The organism is Pseudomonas sp. LJDD11 (assembly GCF_024584215.1).
Lineage (GTDB): Bacteria > Pseudomonadota > Gammaproteobacteria > Pseudomonadales > Pseudomonadaceae > Aquipseudomonas.
Genome location: NZ_JANJFL010000003.1, coordinates 121,812 through 140,389 on the forward strand (window position 1 = coordinate 121,812; position 18,578 = coordinate 140,389).

19 protein-coding genes are annotated in these 18,578 nt (G+C 59.0%); 10 read left to right on the plus strand and 9 right to left on the minus strand.

The features are described from left to right. Positions 1 to 46 precede the first annotated feature (46 nt). The gene (locus NRB16_RS05470; protein WP_257105638.1) at positions 47 to 988 is read left to right on the plus strand and encodes a LysR family transcriptional regulator; all 942 of its coding nucleotides are present in this window, start codon (positions 47 to 49) and stop codon (positions 986 to 988) included. 183 nt (positions 989 to 1,171) lie between these two features. Here the strand turns inward: NRB16_RS05470 and NRB16_RS05475 are convergent, their stop codons facing one another. Beyond that, positions 1,172 to 1,972: a hypothetical protein gene (locus tag NRB16_RS05475; RefSeq protein ID WP_257105639.1), complete on the minus strand. Its 801-nt coding sequence runs from the start codon at positions 1,970 to 1,972 to the stop codon at positions 1,172 to 1,174. Positions 1,973 to 2,208: 236 nt separating this feature from the next. On the opposite strand from NRB16_RS05475, the gene cycA reads away from it, so the two are divergent. After that, positions 2,209 to 3,630 carry a D-serine/D-alanine/glycine transporter gene (gene cycA / locus NRB16_RS05480; RefSeq protein ID WP_253117235.1) on the plus strand — a complete coding sequence of 474 codons (1,422 nt, stop codon included), beginning with the start codon at positions 2,209 to 2,211 and terminating at the stop codon, positions 3,628 to 3,630. A gap of 66 nt (positions 3,631 to 3,696) precedes the next feature. After that, positions 3,697 to 4,887 (plus strand): MFS transporter, encoded by a 1,191-nt coding sequence (locus NRB16_RS05485; RefSeq protein ID WP_257105640.1) that lies wholly within the window; start codon positions 3,697 to 3,699, stop codon positions 4,885 to 4,887. Positions 4,888 to 4,957: 70 nt separating this feature from the next. Here NRB16_RS05485 and NRB16_RS05490 read toward each other — a convergent pair whose 3' ends face one another. Next, positions 4,958 to 6,313 carry an amidohydrolase family protein gene (locus tag NRB16_RS05490; RefSeq protein WP_257105641.1) on the minus strand — a complete coding sequence of 452 codons (1,356 nt, stop codon included), beginning with the start codon at positions 6,311 to 6,313 and terminating at the stop codon, positions 4,958 to 4,960. Positions 6,314 to 6,660: 347 nt separating this feature from the next. Between NRB16_RS05490 and NRB16_RS05495 the strand changes: the two genes are divergently transcribed. Further along, positions 6,661 to 7,173 (plus strand): sugar phosphate isomerase/epimerase, encoded by a 513-nt coding sequence (locus NRB16_RS05495; protein WP_257105642.1) that lies wholly within the window; start codon positions 6,661 to 6,663, stop codon positions 7,171 to 7,173. Next, a complete protein-coding gene (locus NRB16_RS05500; protein ID WP_257105643.1) occupies positions 7,174 to 7,473 on the plus strand; it encodes a hypothetical protein in 300 nt (99 codons plus the stop codon). A 69-nt stretch (positions 7,474 to 7,542) separates the two neighbouring features. Here the strand turns inward: NRB16_RS05500 and NRB16_RS05505 are convergent, their stop codons facing one another. Next, positions 7,543 to 7,827 carry a hypothetical protein gene (locus NRB16_RS05505; RefSeq protein ID WP_253118019.1) on the minus strand — a complete coding sequence of 95 codons (285 nt, stop codon included), beginning with the start codon at positions 7,825 to 7,827 and terminating at the stop codon, positions 7,543 to 7,545. Positions 7,828 to 8,362: 535 nt separating this feature from the next. Here NRB16_RS05505 and NRB16_RS05510 point away from each other — a divergent pair. From NRB16_RS05510 to NRB16_RS05520, 3 genes are read left to right on the plus strand one after another with little or no spacing between them, the layout of a single operon-like run. Continuing rightward, positions 8,363 to 8,650, plus strand: coding sequence for a chorismate mutase (locus NRB16_RS05510; protein WP_253118018.1), 288 nt, complete (start codon positions 8,363 to 8,365; stop codon positions 8,648 to 8,650). Between the two features lie 45 nt (positions 8,651 to 8,695). Continuing rightward, complete coding sequence (locus NRB16_RS05515; RefSeq protein ID WP_257105644.1) at positions 8,696 to 9,310, plus strand: dTMP kinase; 615 nt, start codon at positions 8,696 to 8,698, stop codon at positions 9,308 to 9,310. Beyond that, positions 9,307 to 9,666 (plus strand): TfoX/Sxy family protein, encoded by a 360-nt coding sequence (locus tag NRB16_RS05520; protein WP_257105645.1) that lies wholly within the window; start codon positions 9,307 to 9,309, stop codon positions 9,664 to 9,666. Before NRB16_RS05515 ends, NRB16_RS05520 begins: the two co-directional genes overlap by 4 nt. 3 nt (positions 9,667 to 9,669) lie before the next feature. On the opposite strand, the gene NRB16_RS05525 is transcribed toward NRB16_RS05520, so the two are convergent. Next, entirely contained in the window at positions 9,670 to 10,566 is an 897-nt protein-coding gene (locus NRB16_RS05525) for a LysR family transcriptional regulator (RefSeq protein WP_257105646.1), read from the minus strand. A 146-nt stretch (positions 10,567 to 10,712) separates the two neighbouring features. On the opposite strand from NRB16_RS05525, the gene NRB16_RS05530 reads away from it, so the two are divergent. After that, the gene (locus tag NRB16_RS05530; RefSeq protein ID WP_253118008.1) at positions 10,713 to 11,138 is read left to right on the plus strand and encodes a VOC family protein; all 426 of its coding nucleotides are present in this window, start codon (positions 10,713 to 10,715) and stop codon (positions 11,136 to 11,138) included. Positions 11,139 to 11,187: 49 nt separating this feature from the next. Here NRB16_RS05530 and NRB16_RS05535 read toward each other — a convergent pair whose 3' ends face one another. The 5 genes from NRB16_RS05535 to glyA all read right to left on the minus strand — a co-directional run bounded on the left by NRB16_RS05535 (position 11,188) and on the right by glyA (position 17,273). Continuing rightward, the gene (locus tag NRB16_RS05535) at positions 11,188 to 12,534 is read right to left on the minus strand and encodes a gluconate:H+ symporter (RefSeq protein WP_253118001.1); all 1,347 of its coding nucleotides are present in this window, start codon (positions 12,532 to 12,534) and stop codon (positions 11,188 to 11,190) included. A gap of 157 nt (positions 12,535 to 12,691) precedes the next feature. Further along, positions 12,692 to 13,588: a formyltetrahydrofolate deformylase gene (gene purU, locus NRB16_RS05540; RefSeq protein WP_045491287.1), complete on the minus strand. Its 897-nt coding sequence runs from the start codon at positions 13,586 to 13,588 to the stop codon at positions 12,692 to 12,694. Positions 13,589 to 13,599: 11 nt separating this feature from the next. Continuing rightward, positions 13,600 to 14,502, minus strand: a complete 903-nt coding sequence (gene folD / locus NRB16_RS05545; RefSeq protein WP_257105647.1) for a bifunctional methylenetetrahydrofolate dehydrogenase/methenyltetrahydrofolate cyclohydrolase FolD — start codon at positions 14,500 to 14,502, stop codon at positions 13,600 to 13,602. Between the two features lie 104 nt (positions 14,503 to 14,606). Beyond that, on the minus strand, positions 14,607 to 15,938 hold the full coding sequence (locus NRB16_RS05550) for a D-serine ammonia-lyase (RefSeq protein ID WP_257105648.1): 1,332 nt from the start codon (positions 15,936 to 15,938) through the stop codon (positions 14,607 to 14,609). 63 nt (positions 15,939 to 16,001) lie between these two features. Beyond that, positions 16,002 to 17,273, minus strand: a complete 1,272-nt coding sequence (gene glyA / locus NRB16_RS05555; RefSeq protein WP_045491278.1) for a serine hydroxymethyltransferase — start codon at positions 17,271 to 17,273, stop codon at positions 16,002 to 16,004. A gap of 144 nt (positions 17,274 to 17,417) precedes the next feature. Between glyA and NRB16_RS05560 the strand changes: the two genes are divergently transcribed. Further along, on the plus strand, positions 17,418 to 18,317 hold the full coding sequence (locus tag NRB16_RS05560) for a LysR family transcriptional regulator (RefSeq protein ID WP_045491275.1): 900 nt from the start codon (positions 17,418 to 17,420) through the stop codon (positions 18,315 to 18,317). Positions 18,318 to 18,578 lie beyond the last annotated feature (261 nt).

An 18,578-nucleotide genomic window follows, 5' to 3' on the forward strand; every position in this document is an offset into this window, starting at 1 on the left:
GTTTTAACGCAGCGATGGCAACGAAGGTCGTTTTTAGAGGTGCTCAATGGAACATACAGAAATCGAAGGCCTCTGGACCCACATCCGCTGGCTGGCCGTACTGGAAGAGCAGGGCACTTATACCGCCGCGGCGACGCGCCTGGGGGTCAGCAAGTCGGTGGTCAGCCAGCGAATTGCGGAACTGGAAAAGGCCACCGGTACGCAACTGGTAAACCGTACCACCCGCAGTGTGCGTCTGACCCAGGCCGGTGAAGCCCTGACCCGCGAGGTGCGCGACGCCTACGCGCAGATCGCCCGCAGCTTCTCGGCGGTACGCGAATCATCCGGCACGCTGCGTGGCTTGCTGCGCCTCACCGCTCCAGTGGCCTTTGCCCGCCAGCAACTGGTACCGCTGCTGCCGGCGTTTCTCGAACGCTACCCGCAAGTGCGGGTGCAACTGGAAGTCTCCGACGCATTGACCTCTATCGCCGCCGAAGGCTTCGACCTGGCGATCCGCCACAGTTTTCAGATCCCCGATACCCATGTGGCCTGGAAGCTGTGCGACACCGCTTCAGTGCTGGTGGCCAGTCAGGGCTACATTGCACGCCATGGGGAACCACACAGCCCGGAGCAACTGGCCAGCCATAACTGCCTGTTTTACCCGCGTGGCGGCGATCAACCGGTGTGGACTTTCGAACGCGCCAAGCGGGGTAGCACCGAGCCAGAGCGCCTCAGCGTGCCGATCACCGGCAACTTCGCCACCAATAACAGTGAAGCCCTGCGCGATGCCGCTTTGCAGGACACCGGGATAGCCCTGTTACCCGACTTCAGCGCTCAGGCAGCGCTGGCCCAGGGCTCGCTGCAACGGGTGCTGCCAGACTGGACGCTCAAAGGGGCATTTGCGGGCGAAATTCACCTGATCCGCCCGTATTCACCGCACGTGCCCAAGGCGGTGGGGGCGCTGGTCAGTTACCTGCGTGAGCGGTTGGGGAATGGTTTTCACGCATAGACCGACCTGTACATCGCTGAGGATCTGGGCTAACGCCAATACTGGTCACTTAGGTACTGTGAGCCCCCAGTGGGAGCGAGCTTGCTCGCGAAGAGGCCAGTAAAAACACTACATCTGCTGCGACTGTGCCGCCGTCTTCGCTGGCAAGCCAGCTCCCACCGGTCTATGGGGGCTAACGACCATTCAGTTCTTGGGGCGTATCACAATACCGCTGTAAGCATCACGGCATTGCAGGTCGACAGAGTTACGCTCAGCACTTCTGATGCTCACCGGCCCCCGAACAAATAAGGATACCGTTTGACCGTCTTTTAGCTCGTTGAACAGGGAGTGCCCCTGTCTCACTCTGAAAATCAAGGGTTTCGCAGGTGTATGGTCTTTGAATTTGCACAGGCTTTTAATGTAGTAATCCCCTTTGAAAAGATTAACCTTCGCATCGCCGAATGCGATATGCAGCCCGGTTGTCAGTTTGTCAACGTCGTCTGTCAATGCACTGAAAGCTGCAAAGGCACTGAAATAATTGAGCGCCTGCCCACCAATATCCAATGATGTGGAGTGACGCTTGTTGATGCTCATCCTGTGCCAAGCATCAATCACTTCCTCTAGCGTACCTGGATGCTGGATTGGTGACGTACGCACCTGTATGGCTAACGTCCGCATTTGTTCGACTGACGGCCTGGATTTTTTGTCTTGCTTCGGTAGCTTCCCCAGATGACTAGGAACAACTGAAACTGGCTCATCTGCTGCAAACTGCTTACGCACACCAGAGAGAGAGCCTGATTCGGTCTTCTTCTTTTCGTTCTGGCATCCTGATACATGAGACTGGGGAGCGCGAAAGAAATAGTTCTTTTTCTTTGCCGGTATGACTTCTGCAAGACAACGCTGATCGGGGCAGAAAAAATACAAGTCATTCTCGTGAGCAAACTCAACAGACACATTACCCTGCAGTTCCCAGCAAATAGCAGAAATCATAAGCTCTTCGGTCATCGGAATTTTCTCCCCCTCTGATGAATACCTATATTTGATTGGTCGACAATACGCTTTTGATGCTCTTGAGACGGCCTTGATCCACCCTCTCTTCCTTTCAAAAAAATCACCTGAACCCTGGAAAGCACACGCGCAAAGATATTGACATCCTCCCCGCCCTTTAGGGCGGGGAGAATGTCAAGAAAGGGGGTGTCATTGATGGTATAAAAACAATTCGAAACACAAGGAAAGAATTCATGACAACCCCGCTTCACGATCACCCCGCGCAAGAACCTGACGAACACGCCCTCAAACGCAACCTTTCCAATCGCCATATCCAGTTGATAGCCATTGGCGGCGCCATTGGTACCGGCCTGTTCATGGGCTCGGGCAAGACCATCAGCCTGGCCGGCCCGTCGATCATTTTCGTCTACATGATCATCGGCTTCATGCTGTTCTTCGTCATGCGCGCAATGGGCGAGTTGCTGCTGTCGAACCTCAACTACAAGTCCTTCATCGACTTTTCTACCGACCTGCTCGGTCCGTGGGCGGGCTTTTTCACTGGCTGGACTTACTGGTTCTGCTGGATCGTGACCGGCATCGCCGATGTCATCGCCATTGCCGCCTATACCCAGTTCTGGTTCCCGGAGGTGCAGCCTTGGATACCGGCGCTGGCCTGCGTAGCCCTGTTGCTGTCGCTGAACCTGCTGACAGTGAAAATGTTCGGCGAGCTGGAGTTCTGGTTCGCGATGATCAAGATCGTCGCCATTTGCGCGCTGATCTGCACCGGCCTGTACATGGTGATTGCCAGCTACCAGTCGCCGAGTGGCGATGTGGCGTCGTTGAGCAACCTGTGGAACGACGGCGGCATGTTCCCGCATGGTTTGATGGGCTTTTTCGCCGGTTTCCAGATCGCGGTGTTTGCTTTTGTCGGTATCGAACTGGTGGGCACCACCGCCGCCGAAACCCGCAACCCGGAGCGCAACCTGCCACGGGCGATCAACTCGATCCCGATCCGGATCATCGTGTTTTACGTGCTGGCGCTGATCACCATCATGGCGGTGACGCCGTGGCGTGACGTGGTGCCCAACAAGAGCCCGTTCGTTGAATTGTTCGTGTTGGCCGGGCTGCCGGCGGCCGCTGCTGTGATCAACTTCGTGGTTCTGACTTCCGCTGCGTCGTCGGCCAACAGTGGGGTATTTTCCACCAGCCGCATGCTCTACGGCCTGGCCATGGAAGGTGATGCGCCGAAGCGCTTCGGTACGCTATCGCGCAGCGCCGTGCCGTCCAACGGCCTGATCTTCTCCTGCATCTGCCTGACCTTTGGCGCAGTGGTGATCTACCTGATGCCGAGCATGATCGAAGCGTTCACCCTGATCACTACGGTCTCGGCGCTGCTGTTCATGTTTGTCTGGTCGATGATCCTGCTGTCGTACATGGCCTACCGCAACCAGCGGGGGCATCTGCATCAAGCCTCGAAATTCCGCATGCCTGGTGGCGTGTTCATGTGCTGGGTGTGCCTGGCATTTTTTGCCTTCATCCTGGTGTTGCTGGCGCTGCAAGCCGACACCCGTCAGGCGCTGCTGGTGACGCCGGTGTGGTTTGTGGTGCTGGGCGTGGCGTACCGGGTGCGTCGTCAGAATACAGCGCACGCAAAGGTTGGGTATAAGGCGGACTGAGGTTTGCCGTTGTTGTAACGCGGGGCAATAGCCAGCGCCCCGCGGGCTGCTACACAAGGACAGCATATGCTCACCGTACTCAAGCAGTACCCCTCAGGCGTTAACCTGCTGCTGGCCAGTGCCTTCGTACTGACTCTGGGGCGGGCGATCACGCTACCGTATCTGGTGCTCTACCTGAGCAAACACTACCAGTTGAGTATCGCTGCGGTAGGCACCACGGTGGGTTGCGCGCTGGTGGCCGGGTCCTTGCTGAGCCTGTATGGCGGTTATTTGACCGACCGTCTCAAACCCTATCCGCTGATTCTGGGTTTTACCGGCTGCTTTGTCGCTGCATTCATCGGCATGTGTGTGACCTCGAACCTGATCCTGTTCTTTCTGGCGCTGGTGCTGTTCAACTTTGCCTATTCGGTGATCGACATTACTGCCAAGGCTGCTTTTGGGCGGCTGCTGCCCAGCCATGAGCAGAGCCGGGTATTTTCGTTGCGCTATACCCTGATCAACATGGCCTACGCCGTCGGTCCATTCATCGGTGCGGCGTTGGCGGGGGTTAACATGAGCCTGCCGTTTGTGCTGTCGGCAGCGCTCGGCGCGGGGTTCTTCTGGCTGTACATCCGCTACGGCGACCGCGAGCTGGGCTGCGCGCCGGCCCAGACCACGCCATTTTCCTTCGCCCAGGTCGGCAAGGTGCTGCTCAACGACCGGCGCCTGGTGTGCTTCACCCTGGGCGGCATTCTCAGCGCCGTGGTGTTCGGTCAGTTCAGTGCCTATTTGTCGCAATACCTGGTGGTGACCAGCGACCCGCAGCGGGTTTATTCGGTGATCACCACCTTGCTGGCGGTCAATGCGTGCGGGGTGATTACCTTGCAATACTGGGTCGGCAAACGCATCGACTCGCAACACCTGACCCGTTGGCTGATGGCCGGGCTGGCGCTGTTTCTCGCAGGTTTGGCCGGTTTCTCCATGGCCCAGAGCCTGACCGCCTGGGCCTTTGCCATGCTGCTGTTTACCCTTGGCGAAATCATTGTGTTCCCTGCCGAGTACATGTTCATCGACCGTATCGCCCCGGCGTCGCTGCGCGGCATGTACTTCGCGGCACAGAACCTGTCCAACCTTGGCGGGGCACTGGGGCCGATTGTCTGCGGTCTGGTGCTCGCCGTCTGGCCGGCGCCGATGATGTTCTATGTGCTGGCAGGTTTTCTTATTGTCGGGGGCGGGTTGTACCTGCTGGGCGGGTCTTTGAGTGAAACGCGTCGGTAAAAGATAACGATCAGTCAGGCAATACACAGCTGTAGCGCACAATCCAGGCGCCAACCGCGCTGATTGCACCTTACTGACTGCGCTCTACCAGACCACGAGCGGCCTCGGCGGACTCGCGCAACAGCTGCGGCATATCCACCCCCTCCAGCCGGCCGTGTTGCTTGATCACGCGGCCATCTACCAACACCGTGCTGACGTTTTCAGGCCGCGCCGAGTAGACCAGCAACGCGGAGGGATCACCGCCTGCAAAACCGGCCAGGTTCAGCGCCGTCAGGTCGATGATCTGTACATCAGCCCGTTTGCCCGGTGTCAGGGTACCGGTCTGCTTCTCCAGCCCGAGGGATTCAGCACCACCGCGGGTCGCCATTGCCAGCAGGCTGCGCGGGTCCGGGGCGCGCTCGTCGCGCTGGCTGCCGCTCCAGGTCAGAGCGGCCAGGCGCAGGGTGGCGAACATGTCGGCACTGCCCGCCAACGAGTTGCCATCAATGCCCAGGCCCTGACGCCGCACGGCAGCGAACCGGTCCAGCGCGGTCAGGCCATAGCCGACACGGTGTTCGCTCAAAGGCGTCAGGGCCAGACTGCCGCCGGCTTTTTCCAGCGCCTGCAATTGTGCGGCAGTGGCGTCGGTGGCATGCACGATTGTCAGGCCGGGATACAGATAACCGCGCTTGATCAACGCGTCGAACATCGGCCCTGGCTCGCCGCTGACATGCACCTGGATCGGCAGCCTCAGGCGTCGCGCGGTGTCGTATTCGGCCTGGCGCATGGTCCAGTTAGCCGCATCGCCACGGTCACGCGGCAGACGCCAGGCGAGGCCAAGCTGTACCCGTGCTTCGCTGCCTTGGCGTCTGGCCAGGTTTTGTAGTTGTTGCAGGTCGATGGGCTGTCTGGTGGTCTTGTCCGGCCCGCCGTAGAACATCGTCGCCCGGATACCTGCATCCTGCAGCGCCCTTAACCCGGCTTCGCCATGGGCCGGCGAGCGCACGTTATCGAAAAAATCCCCTGTGGTGGTAATGCCGCCGTGGAGCAGCTCCAGCGCACCCAGACGCATCGCAGCATAGGTATCCTCAGGCGTCATCGCAGCTGCCAGTCGGGAGCTGACCGGAAAAAACTGCCCCTGCTGGTTGCGAAACTGCCCACGCATCAGCGTTACATAAAGATGGTTATGCGCATCGACAAAGCCTGGCAGTACCACTTGCCCGCGGGCATCGATACGCCGGGCATTTCCGGCTTGCAGGTCACGGCCTACGGCAACGATACGACCGTCACGGATCAGCACTTCACCGTTATCAAGATCACCCAGTGCCGGATCCATGGTCATCACCCGACCGCCGTGAATCAGCACGGCCTCGGGTGAGTCCTGAGCCATAGCGGACTGGCACAACGTAAACAACAGCAACAGCACGGCGGCGATCGGTGATTTCACAGGCACGGTCCTTGTTCAGCAAAAAAGAGAAGGGCAGCCTAAAAGTAGACAGGCCCCCGAAGCAGTACGTTCGCATGGGCTTTCATGCAAGGAGCAATCTGAGCGAAGGCTCTACCACGGGTGTCTGGGAACCGTAGCGAATGATCCGGATGAACGCCAACCGCAGCTGCACCCGATAACGGGCCATCACGCAATTGACAGCCTTGCCTGGCAACGCATAAATTCCTGCCATTGAGGCGTGTAACCGGTTACACGCGGAAACGGATTCCCTGCCACTCAAAAGGAAGTTGCGATGCGTTTGATCAAGAAACTGGCGCTGGCCACTGTGGTTGCCGGCAGCCTGCTCAATGGCAGCCCGCTTATGGCGTCACCAGGCAGATAGCAAAATTGCCCTGCAGATGTACACCCTGCGCAATGTCGGCACCCTCGACCAGCAGTTCCTGATGGCTCGTAATGCCGGGTTCACGGCAGTGGAGCTGGTTGGCGATCAAGGCGTCAGCAGTGCCGAGCTGAACCGGCTGCTGGCCCAGTACAACCTCTCAGTCACTTCCGCACACGTGCAACTGGACGCCTTGCGCAGCCAGATGGCTCAGACCATTGCTTTCAATCAGGCGATTGGCAACAAGGTGCTGGTGGTGCCTTATCTGCAACCGGCCGATCGCCCGACCGACGCGGCGGGCTGGAAGAGGCTCGGTAAAGAACTCAACGCGCTGGGCAGCACCTTGCGCAAAAGCGGCTTGCATCTGGCATATCACAACCACGATTTCGAGATGAAGACCTTTCGTGGCAAGACCGGCTTTGAACTGATGGTGGACGCCACCCGCGCAGAAAACCTGGCGCTGGAGATCGATGCCGCCTGAGTGTTCCGTGGTGGCCAGGACCCGGTCAGGCTGATCCACCGCTATGCCGACCGCCTGTTTGCCCTGCATGCCAAGGACAACTCCGGCATCGGCCTGCGCGACGACGAGATGAATTTTGCCCCTGTGGGGGAGGGCTTGCTGGCCTGGGACGAGATTGTCAGCGCGGCGCAGCAACGGGCCAGACCGGTGTATGTGGTCGAGCATGACTTGCCCAAGGACGCCGATGCGATTATCCGCGCCTCGAAACTGAGCCTGGAGCGGGAACTGGCCCAGGCGTGGCGCGGCAGGAAACTCGACTAAGGCGGGGCAAATCAGGAGCAATGTGCGACCTCTCACCGCCAGCGCATTGTTCCTGACTGTGCTTGCTACTCAGTCCTTGGCGGCCACTGATGCTGGCTGGGACAGCATCGCCAGCGTTGCTTCTATCAGTTCCCGTGCCATATCCAGTTGATTGACCACCGAGCGCGCCAGCGGACGAAACTCAGGAGACTGGTGATCAGCGACTTCATAGGCCGTGGCAGCTGCGCAGTGCAGATAGTCTGCCGCAGCGATCAGCGCGTCTTCGATATGGGTACCGGGTTTGACCGTGAGTAGACTGGGAGCGGTGAGGGCGACAGACAGGTGTTGCGGTGGATGAGGTGTAGACAAGATCATTTCGATTACCTGACAGTGATGCCAGCACCCAACGCGACTAAACGAAAGGTGGCAGCTGTGTACAGGTTAGTCGACCGGTGTCAGGCAACCCGGCGCACCCGAAGGCGCCCCGTACACAACCGCCATAGAAACCGCATTGTCTGAACTGGGCAGACAATTACAATTGCGGAAGTTTGTGCCAAACATTCGGGCGACTAAACCCGGTCGCTGGAATCAACGACGAGCAGGAAAGGTAGTCGTCTCGGATGGATGGTACAAGCGGGGGCAGAGCATAGCGTGAAAATTCAGAAGAGTCCTACGACCTGCGGGATTTACGGGCGTAGGATGTTTCCAGGTTTGTCCCATCTGGGCCTCGATCAGGCCAGAGACACCCGGCGCTCAGCCACAGACGCCATGGTCGTTATAGGCATTTTGATGTGCTTGCTCATGCGTTTGTGCAGTTGCAGGCACAAAGTCGCAATGCGCTAAGGGCCTTCTGGTGTAGGGTGTGTCCGATTCTGGCCGTCAATCTACTAACAACCTGGAGGCAACCTGCGTGAGCAGCCATGAACTCGGACAATTAAGAGCAGAGATCGATGATCTGGATGAGCAGATCATCAAACTTCTGGGGCAGCGTTTCATCGCCACTGGCAAGGTGGGCGTGATCAAGGCAGCACAGAGCCTGGAGGCAATAGACCCGGCCCGTGAAGCCGCGCAAGCGCAGCGTTACAGCGCATTGGCCGAACGTTATGGCGTTGATGTAGACCTTACGCAAAAACTGTTCAGAGGCGTGATCGACGAAGTCGTGGCCAATCACCGGGTCATTCGCGAAAACGCCTCGTGAATGCCAGGCGCTCTCTGAATTGATCCGCGACCTGAGCCTTGCACAATGAACCGCTCGCTGTTTATTTCAATGGACGGCCCCAAGGGCACCGGCAAGACCACCTTGCTGGAAGCTGTGACCAAAGCCCTGCGGGCTGACGGTAAAAAAGTCATTCGCCTGTCTGAAAGAAACCTCGATCCGCATCGGGGCGAAATCATGGCGCTGGTGAACACGCTGGCCAGAAACCCGTGCCCGGACCTGGAATGGCAGGTCTGTGAGCGCTTGGCCGACAGCCGCGCCTGGATTTCGCGTAACGTGCTGCCAGAGCAACCCGCAAACAGCATCATCCTGATTGATCGCTGGTACCCGTCCGATGCCGCATTTCGCCGCAGCGTGCCGTTTGATCAGATTCTGCGGTTGAATATCGAACGCGGCGTGCAAATCCCGGACCTGCATATCGGGGTGCTTACCGCGCCGGAAATTTCATGGGCGAGGGCGGCGGCACGTACACGGGGGCTGAGCAGCACGGTGATTCATCGGCTGGACGAGCATGTGGCCTGCACCGAAGCGTTCGAGCGGGCGGTTGACGAGCATGGCTGGGTGTTGTGCCGTAATGAGGGGACAATCGAGGAGGCGACCAGGCAGGTGGTTGCACACATCATCAGGAGCGCTCGAACATGAATGAACTCGCCGCCTACATCGAGGACATTTTCGCTCTGTTCGGGCCTGTGTCTCTGCGCCGGATGTTCGGCGGGCACGGGATTTTTCGCGATGGGGTGATGTTCGGCCTGGTATTTGACGGCACGCTGTACCTGAAGGCTGATGCAGAAAACATTGCAGCCTTCGAACAGCAAGGGCTTGAGCAGTTTACTTATGCCCGGCAAGGCAAACTCGTCGGGCTGTCTTACTACCGGGCGCCGGATCATCTGATGGAAGATCCCCATGACGCGGTGCGCTGGGCACAAGGCTCATTTGCCGCAGCGCTGCGCGCCGATCGTAAACGTGCACAGCGAACTAAACGCCACCCGGCGTTTTAACACTCAAGCTGCTGGTGAAGTGCCAGGCGCAATCTGCCGGGCCAGCGCTTCAATCTGCTCGGCCAGAATCATTACCGGCTCGTTCATGTTGCGATTGTGGTGATGCACCAGGCCGATGTTTCGGTAGAACGTGTGTTCGCCCAGATCCAGGCCGCGTACACCTTGCGGCCAGGCCACATGCCCGAGTGTTTCCGGAACCAGGGCCACACCGACGCCATTGGCCACCAGTTTCACGATCGCATCGAGTTCATCCAGTTCGCTCACTTCACGCGGGGTGAAATGCATCTTGCGCAGGAAGCGATCCACTTGCCGCCCACCGAAAGAGGTGCGGTCGTAGCGGATGAAAGCCTGCGAGGTGATCAACTCGGCCCAGTCATCGTTAGGCGTATTTTCCGGCACCAGCAGACGGTAGGGCTCCTTGGCCAACGGTACCCATTTCAGGTCACTCTGCAATGAGAACGCCGGTTGGATGATCACCGCCAGGTCGATCTCGCCGGCATCGACCTGGTCGAGCAGTTCCATCGACAGCCCAGGCAGGATTCGGCTGCGGAAATTCGGCCATTGATGATGAAAACTGGCCAGGGCACTGGGCAGCAGCATGCGTTGTATCGAGGCGATGGCGCCCATGGTCACCCGCTGCGGCGCCTGGGTTTCCGGGGCAGGGGAGCCGAGGTTGTTGTACATGCGGATCAGCTCGTGCGCCTGTTGCAGGGTTTGGTAACCCACTGCGTTGAGCTGGGCGCTACGCCCGCTGCGATCGAATAACTCCAGGCCCAGCTCAGACTCCAGACGCGCAATCTGGGCGCTTACGGCAGCCTGGGTGAGGCCGATCTTGTGCGCCGCAGCGGCGAATGTGCCTTCACGGGATACGGCAATCAGGGTCTTGAGCTCGCGGATCATTGATAAATATTCTTTGTTTATTTCCAAAAAATATATTGTTTTTTTTGTTCCTCGGCTAGCCCTATGATGAATTCACGGCATGCAGTCGGGCGCCAGGCCCGCGCGGCCTGAAGCGTCCAATAAAACGATAAAGTCCGGAGTCACTGATGAGCCTTTCTCCTTTCCACCTCGCGATTCCTGTTTACGACCTTCCTGCGGCACGCGCGTTTTATGGCGAAACATTTGGCTTGCCTGAAGGCCGTTCGGCGGCGACCTGGGTCGACTTCGATTTCTATGGTCACCAACTGGTGATTCACGAGCACCCCAAGACGGCCGGCCAGGAGTCCGCACACACCAACCCGGTCGATGGCCATGACGTACCGGTGCCGCACTTCGGCATCATCCTGAGCTGGGATGAATGGGAGGCGCTGGCTGACCGCCTCAAAGCGCGCGAAACCCAATTCGTGATCGAACCTTACGTGCGCTTCAAAGGCCAGGTCGGCGAGCAGGCCACCATGTTCCTGTTTGACCCGTGCGGTAATGCCCTGGAGTTCAAAGCGTTCAAGGACATGAGCCTGCTGTTCGCCAAGTAAGTGTCTCTAAGAACGTAGGCGAGGCAGCCAACGCACGGTGAACGAACCTTCAGCCGACAAAGTAATTCAGGGTCAGGGTCGCCAACAAGGCCACCAGCGAGGCGACCAGAGTTGCACCGGTAAATTTCTTCAGTGCCTCTCCAAGCGAAACGTTGAGGTATTCCTTGACCACCCAGAACGCGGAGTCCGTGACATGGGCCCAGCCAATGGAGCCGGCACCGATTGCAATCACCAGGATCTCCGGTTTCAGATTCGGGTCAGCGGCCAACATCGGGCTGATCATGCTGGCAGCACTGACCATGGCGACGGTGGCCGAGCCGACAGCGAAGTGCATCAGCCAGGCGATAAACCAGGCCAGGATAACCAGGTTGATGTCAGTGCCGGCCAACAAGCCGGATATGGCTTTGCCTACACCGCTTTCGATCAGCACGGCATTGAAGGCACCGCCGGCACCGATGACGAAGATGATATTGGCCAGCGCCGGAAAGCTGCGCTGTGTGGTATCGAGCAGCTCAGCCATGCTGCGCGACTGGCGCAAACCCAGCGACCAGTAGGCGAATGCTACGGAGATCATCAGTGCGGTAAGTGGATTGCCCACGAACTGCGCCACATGTTGCACGGGCGAGTCGTTTGGTAAACCAGCGGCTGCGGTTTTACCGACCATCAGCAGCAAGGGCAGGGCGATGGTGAACAGAGTGATGCCCATGCCGGGCAGCACGCGCTGCACTTGCGCGGATGCGCCGTGGGAGGCAAGAAAGGCTTGCTGATGATCACTGGCGCTGCGGCTACAGAACAGCCTGACCCAGACGGGGCCCGCGATGATAATGGTTGGCACAGCGACCAGCAGGCCGTAAAGAATCACCTTGCCCACGTCGGCATGCAGCATTCCGGTAATCGCCATGGCGGCGGGGTGGGGCGGCAGAATGCAGTGGATGGTGAGCAGCGAGATGGCCAGCGGGATACCCAGGTACATCAAGTTGATCCGGGTTTCACGGGCGACCACATACACCAGCGCAATCAGCAGCACGAAGCCGACTTCGAAGAACACCGGAATACCGGCAACCGCCCCGACAATGGCCATGACCCAGTGGGCGCGTTGCGGCCCGAGGTTGTCCAGCAGGGTCTTGGCCAGGCGCTCGGCACCGCCGGACTCCTCCAGCATTTTGCCGAGGATCCCGCCCAGGCCGATAATCGCAATAAGAAAGCCCAGCGTCCCGCCGATACCGGCTTCCAGCGAAGCGACGATCCTGGCTGCTGGCATCCCCGAGCCGAACCCGACCACGAAACAGGCAATGATCAACGCGATGAACGCATGCAGTCGCACTTTCATGATCAGGAAAATGATCAGCGCAATGGAGGCGAACAAAACCCCTAACAACCAGCTAGTTTCTTGCATTGTATGTCTCGCATCTTGTTGTTTTATCGGTGCCGCGAATGGCCCGGCCACCGCAGATTGCAGGCAGCCGGGATCCACACCGGGCCGTTGGCAACGGGGCCCCAGGCACAGAGGGTGTAGCGCTGCCAGCGGCAGCCGGGAGGTTTGAAAGGGGCTATCAGCCGATGTGCTCAGCGCTGTAGGAGTCAGCCGAAGGCGCAAACACGATGGTCTTGTTCCGGTTCAGAAATACCCGGCCATGCACGTAGGCGTGAATAGCCCGGGCCAGCACCTGGCTCTCAACGTCGCGGCCCAGTGAGACGTAATCGTCAGGGCTCATCGCATGGTTGATACGTACGATGTCCTGCTCGATGATCGGCCCTTCATCAAGGTCGGCAGTGACGAAATGCGAGGTGGCGCCAATCAGCTTCACACCACGGTCAAACGCCTGCTTGTACGGGCTTGCACCTTTGAACGAAGGCAGGAACGAGTGGTGGATATTGATGATGCGCCCTGACATCTGCTGGCACATCTGATCCGAAAGGATCTGCATGTAGCGCGCCAGCACGATCAGTTCCGCCCCGGTTTCCCGCACGATGCGCATCTGCTCGGCTTCGGCCTGGGCCTTGTTTTGCGGGGTCACCTTGATGTGGTGATAGGGAATGCCATGACCTTCGACGACTTTCTGGAAGTCCAGGTGATTGGAGATCACCCCGACAATGTCGATTGGCAGTGCACCGATGCCCCAGCGGTACAACAGGTCGTTCAGGCAGTGGCCGAAGCGCGAGACCATGAGAATGACTTTGCGCTTGGTGCGCTCATCGAAGAATTCGTGGTGCATCTTGTACTTCTCAACCAGCGGCTGAAATTCCTTCTCCAGATCCTGCAACGAGCGACCTTCTTCGGAGCGGAAAGTCAGGCGCATGAAATAGCGGTTGGTGCTTTCGTCGTCGAACTGGGCGCTGTCGCGAATGTTGCAGCCGCGGCTCGACAGAAAAGCAGTGAGGTCCGCCGTCACGCCGCGGATCGACGGGCAGGTAACGCAAAGTACGTAATTGTTTTTGATCGTGTTCATCTGAAATCACCTTAAACGGCAACGACGGCCTTTGTTGTTACGTGATGATGTTGGCGTTTGAACGCAGTGACCGTATTGGCCAGCAGGCAAGCGATGGTCATCGGTCCGACACCGCCAGGCACCGGCGTGATGGCGGCCGCGTGGCCGGCTTCGTCGAAGGCGACATCACCGACGATTCTTGAACGCCCATCGCGCTCGATACGGTTGATGCCCACATCGATGACCACTGCGCCGGGCTTGATCCAGTCCCCCTTGACCAGCTCCGGACAACCTGCCGCGACCACCAGAATATCGGCGCTACGGCACAGCGCAGGCACGTCCCGGCTCTTGGAGTGAGCCACTGACACGGTGCAGTTCTCGGCCATCAGCAATTGGGCCATGGGTTTGCCGACAATGTTGGACTTGCCAACCACCACGGCATTGAGGCCCTCCAGGTTGCCCAGCCGATCCTTGAGCATCATCAGGCAACCCAACGGGGTGCAAGGCACCAGAGCGTCCTGCCCGGTCGCCAGGCGACCGGCATTGAGGATATGGAAGCCATCGACATCTTTGTCGGGGTCAATGGCATTGATCACGGCATGCGTGTCCAGATGCGCAGGCAATGGCAACTGGACCAGAATGCCGTTGACTTCATTGGCCGCATTGAGCGCGTCAAGCAGTGTCATCAGGTCTGCCTGGGCCGTATCGGCAGGCAATCTGTGCACGAAAGACTGCATACCGATTGCCAGGGTCTGGCGGTGTTTGGCACTTACGTAGACCGAACTGGCCGGGTCTTCACCGACCAGCACGACCGCAAGGCCTGGGGTCAGTCCGGTAGCTGCCTTGATGTCATTCACCTCATCGGTGAGTTGATTGACAAGGGTGGCTGCAAACCCTTTCCCGTCTATGCGCTCTGCCAGGAGTGCTGTGTTCATGGCGCTATTACCTCTGAAACTGGGCGTGGGGTATTGGCGGCGTCAAACCGCAACCGCCAGGCGTGTGGCGGCGCTTGTCTGCGCAGGTTCTGGCGCTCCTACGCTCAACTGGCTGCGACCAGCGAGGCGCCGTGCGCCATGAACTGCCCGAATTGCGCTTCAGGCACAAAGGCACCGCCAGTGGTCCAGATCACGTGGGTGGCTTGGGCCAGTCTGTCGCCAAGGCCATGAACGTGCTGGTAGGCACGGCCCTGTTCGCTGTCGACAATGAAGGCCGGCCCCGCAAAACCGGCGGTGGCCGATGGCTCAAGGCGAATGCCCTGGGTGGTCTGGGCCTGCCACAGCCAGCGAAACAGATCGTCATCGGCCACGGTGAACACACCGGACAACAGCGGTTTCATCACCTGGGCAACAAACTCGGACATACGTGCCACGGCCATGCCGTCCGCTTCGGTCTTGTTGGTCAGGCCCACGTCATAGACCGACACCAAGTCCTTGGAGCCGCTCATCATGTGCACCAGCGCGCAAGGCGACTGCACCGGCTCGACGAAAAACGGGTGGGCGGCGTCGCCGAAGATCGCTTTCAGCCCGTAAGCCACGCCACCGGGTGCACCACCGATGCCACAAGGCAGGTAGATGAAAAGCGGGTGTTCAGCATCAACGCTCACACCGGCTGCCTGCAGTTGAGCGGCCAGTTCACTGGCAGCAGCGCTATAGCCGAAAAACAGCACTTGCGAGCGCTCGTCGTCGACGAAGTAGATGCTCGGGTCGGCCTCGGCATCAATACGGGCGTGCTCCACCGCAGTGGTGTAATCCGCCTGGTGCTGAACCACTTCCACGCCCAGCCGGGTCAGGCGTTCAACCTTCCATTGCTTGGCGTCTGCCGACATGTGCACCACGGCGCGAAAACCCAGGGCCCTGGCGGCTATACCGACGCTCAGGCCCAGGTTACCGGTGCTGCCTACGGCAATCGTGTGCTGCGCGAACAGGCGGCGGGCCTGCTCGCCGGCCAATACGGTGATGTCGCCCCCCGGCGTGAGAATCCCACGCTGTTCGGCCATCTTTTTGGCGTGCATGAACACTTCATACACGCCGCCACGGGCCTTGATCGAGCCGGCCACCGGCAGGTCGCCATCGGCCTTGACGAACAGCCGGCCGTACTTGGCGGCTGAGTAGCCGATTGCAGCGCGCAAGTCTTTGGCTTCGATCAACTGCGATTGAATACGGCCCTGGGCCTGGGCCAGTTCGGGAAAACAGTGTTGCAGCAGCGGCGCCAACAGTCGCCAGTTGGCCTCGGCATCCTTGACCTGACTGGCACGCACCGGCAGCTGTGCCTGAGCGATACCATCGGCTGTCAGGTCCGGGTTGAGCCACAGCGCTGGACGGCCAGCCAGCACATCGTCGCGTGCCGGATCATAGGGAAGCTGGATTGTCATTGTTGTATTCCTGCGACTTGAAGTATTTGCGGGCCAGAAGGCACCTGGCCCGCCAAGTGATGCTCAAGGGTAGATAGGGAACTCGGCGCACAGGCCGGTCACTACCTGTTTGCTCTTTTCGATCAGCGCTGCGCGGGTGGCTTCGTCGGCACTCTGGGCCTCGAAAATGTCGGCGATCAAATGGCCGATGGCTTCGAACTCCTTGGCACCAAAACCGCGAGTGGTGCCGGCGGAAGAGCCAAGGCGCAGGCCTTTCCACTCCGATGGCTTGGCACTGTCGAAGGGGATCGGGTTCTTGTTGGAGGTGATGTTGATGCTCGACAGCGCATCCTGAGCGGCCTGGCCAGTCAGGTCCTTGGAAGAAACATCGACCAGCACCACATGGGTATCGGTGCCGCCGCTGACAATGCGCACGCCGCGTTTTTGCAACACCTCAGCCAACAGCCGGGCATTGGCCTTGACGTTGGCGCCGTAGGTCTTGAACTCATCCGTCAAGGCTTCCCCCAGGCAGACCGCCTTGCCTGCGATGGTCGCCAGGTGGGCGCTGCCCTGTACACCTGGGAACACGGCCGGCTGGATCTTCTTGAACAGGTCTTCGCGATTGGTCATCACCAGCCCGCCACGCGCACCGCGCAGGGTCTTGGTGGTGGTGCAGGTGACGATGTCGGCATGCGGAATTGGCGAAGGGTGCACACCGGCCGCCACCAGACCGGCGAAGTGGGCCATGTCGACCAGATAGGTCGCGCCTGCCTTGTCGGCAATCTGGCGCATACGGGCAAAATCGATTTCCCGTGGATATGAAGAACCGCCGCAGATGATCAGTTTGGGCTTGTGCTCCAGCGCCAGGGCTTCGACGTTGTCGTAGTCAATGCGGCCGCTTTCACGGTCCACACCGTACGACACAATGCTGAACCAACGGCCCGACTGGTTAGGCTTGGCGCCGTGGCTCAGGTGGCCGCCGGATGCCAGATCCAGGCTCAGCACCACATCACCCGGTTGCAGCAGGGCAAAAAATACCGCCTGGTTGGCCTGAGTACCCGAGTGCGGCTGGACATTCACATAGCCCACGTCGAACAACTGCCTGGCACGGTCGATCGCGGCCTGCTCGATAACGTCGGCAAACTCGGCGCCGCCGTGGAAACGCTTGCCTGGGTAGCCTTCGACGGTCTTGTTGGTAATCACCGAACCCAGCGCTTCAAGCGAAGCCAGGCTGACCGAGTTCTCCGAAGCGATCAGTTCGATCTGGCCCTGCTGGCGTTTCTTTTCATCGGCCAGAGCTTTGAATACCAGTGGATCGCGTTTGGCGAGAGTGTCATTGAAGTAGGAATGGGTCATTACGGCGGCACCTTTTTTGTTTAAAGGATCGGGGTGTTTTCCAGCCTACAAGCGGTGCATAATCAAAAAAAGCGAATAATATTTCAGTGATACATAAGCAGAACTTAATGATCTGCTGCCTGTATCTGACAGGGTGGAAGGTTCATGGACATCAACAAACTGGGTGCACTTCGCGAACTGGCCGTGCGTAAGACCATGGCCGCCGTGGCCGAAGCCCTGCATGTTTCGCCCTCAGCGGTTTCGCAACAAATCTCGATGCTTGAACAAGAATTAAGTATCGATCTTATTGAGCGGCGCGGGCGCGGTGTGGAACTGACCATCGCCGGCAGGAAGTTGGTCGAAACGGCCAACCGGATTTTCGAAGAGCTTGAATCGGCGCGGGCTGACATGGCCGAGTTGAAGAAAGTCGTTGCTGGCGATATCCGGGTAGCGGCTTTTCCTTCGGTAGCGGCAGCCCTGATGCCCAAAGCGATCAAGCGGCTGCACGCAAGCTATCCGATGCTTGAAGTGCTGTTCGAGGAGATGGAGCCGGAAGAGGGGATGAATGCCCTGCGCAGCTGGCAAACCGACATCGCGATAATCGACGATTTGAACGTGCCTGCCGGCTTGCTGGACCCCGGTATCGAGATTACCCCGCTGATCGAAGACGTGTTCGACGTGATGATGTCGCCGGACCATCGGCTGGCCGGGCTGGAGCAGGTGACCTGGGCGGACCTTGAACACGAACTCTGGGTCATGGACACCGCCTCGTCGACCTATACGCGGATGCTCACCGATGCCTGCCAGCGCTCGGGCTACAGCCCCAAGATCATGGCCCGCTGCAAAGGTTACGAGGTTACCAGTGCGCTGATTCGCGAGGGCTGCGCCATTGCGATCGTTCCTGGGCTGCGCGCCCGCTTCGATATGCAAGGGGTACGGGTCTGCCGGCTGGTTCCGGAGATTCGCCGGCGGATTTCCATCGCCTACCGGCGCGGCGAAAAGAAAAGCCCGGCACTGCAGGTGTTCATCCGCTGCCTCAAGGAACACGCCCAGGCGTTCCAATGAGCACCAATCGGTAAGCCCTGCTTATGTACCCCTGAAGAATTATTCGCTTTTTATCTGATTCAACTAACGCTAGGGTTTTAGCAGGTCCGTTATTCAGCCCGTTGTTTGTCCGGTCGGGCAACTAACGACACTGGATGCAGGACGGACCGTTAAGTAACACGTGTTGCTGAAAATAATAATAGGGCCCCAGATGCCACATTCATTGTCCGTTCGTAATGTTGTCTTCGGGCCATAACAGCCTGTCTATTGTTTTCTGCCGCT

Excerpts from the sequence above, each read along its gene's own strand:
- NRB16_RS05470 (WP_257105638.1), top strand. The coding sequence starts at position 47 with ATGGAACATACAGAAATCGAAGGCCTCTGGACCCACATCCGCTGGCTG.
- NRB16_RS05475 (WP_257105639.1), bottom strand. The coding sequence starts at position 1,972 with ATGACCGAAGAGCTTATGATTTCTGCTATTTGCTGGGAACTGCAGGGT.
- cycA (WP_253117235.1), top strand. The coding sequence starts at position 2,209 with ATGACAACCCCGCTTCACGATCACCCCGCGCAAGAACCTGACGAACAC.
- NRB16_RS05485 (WP_257105640.1), top strand. The coding sequence starts at position 3,697 with ATGCTCACCGTACTCAAGCAGTACCCCTCAGGCGTTAACCTGCTGCTG.
- NRB16_RS05495 (WP_257105642.1), top strand. The coding sequence starts at position 6,661 with ATGGCAGCCCGCTTATGGCGTCACCAGGCAGATAGCAAAATTGCCCTG.
- NRB16_RS05505 (WP_253118019.1), bottom strand. The coding sequence starts at position 7,827 with ATGATCTTGTCTACACCTCATCCACCGCAACACCTGTCTGTCGCCCTC.
- NRB16_RS05515 (WP_257105644.1), top strand. The coding sequence starts at position 8,696 with ATGAACCGCTCGCTGTTTATTTCAATGGACGGCCCCAAGGGCACCGGC.
- NRB16_RS05520 (WP_257105645.1), top strand. The coding sequence starts at position 9,307 with ATGAATGAACTCGCCGCCTACATCGAGGACATTTTCGCTCTGTTCGGG.
- NRB16_RS05525 (WP_257105646.1), bottom strand. The coding sequence starts at position 10,566 with ATGATCCGCGAGCTCAAGACCCTGATTGCCGTATCCCGTGAAGGCACA.
- NRB16_RS05530 (WP_253118008.1), top strand. The coding sequence starts at position 10,713 with ATGAGCCTTTCTCCTTTCCACCTCGCGATTCCTGTTTACGACCTTCCT.
- NRB16_RS05535 (WP_253118001.1), bottom strand. The coding sequence starts at position 12,534 with ATGCAAGAAACTAGCTGGTTGTTAGGGGTTTTGTTCGCCTCCATTGCG.
- purU (WP_045491287.1), bottom strand. The coding sequence starts at position 13,588 with ATGAACACGATCAAAAACAATTACGTACTTTGCGTTACCTGCCCGTCG.
- folD (WP_257105647.1), bottom strand. The coding sequence starts at position 14,502 with ATGAACACAGCACTCCTGGCAGAGCGCATAGACGGGAAAGGGTTTGCA.
- NRB16_RS05550 (WP_257105648.1), bottom strand. The coding sequence starts at position 15,938 with ATGACAATCCAGCTTCCCTATGATCCGGCACGCGACGATGTGCTGGCT.
- glyA (WP_045491278.1), bottom strand. The coding sequence starts at position 17,273 with ATGACCCATTCCTACTTCAATGACACTCTCGCCAAACGCGATCCACTG.
- NRB16_RS05560 (WP_045491275.1), top strand. The coding sequence starts at position 17,418 with ATGGACATCAACAAACTGGGTGCACTTCGCGAACTGGCCGTGCGTAAG.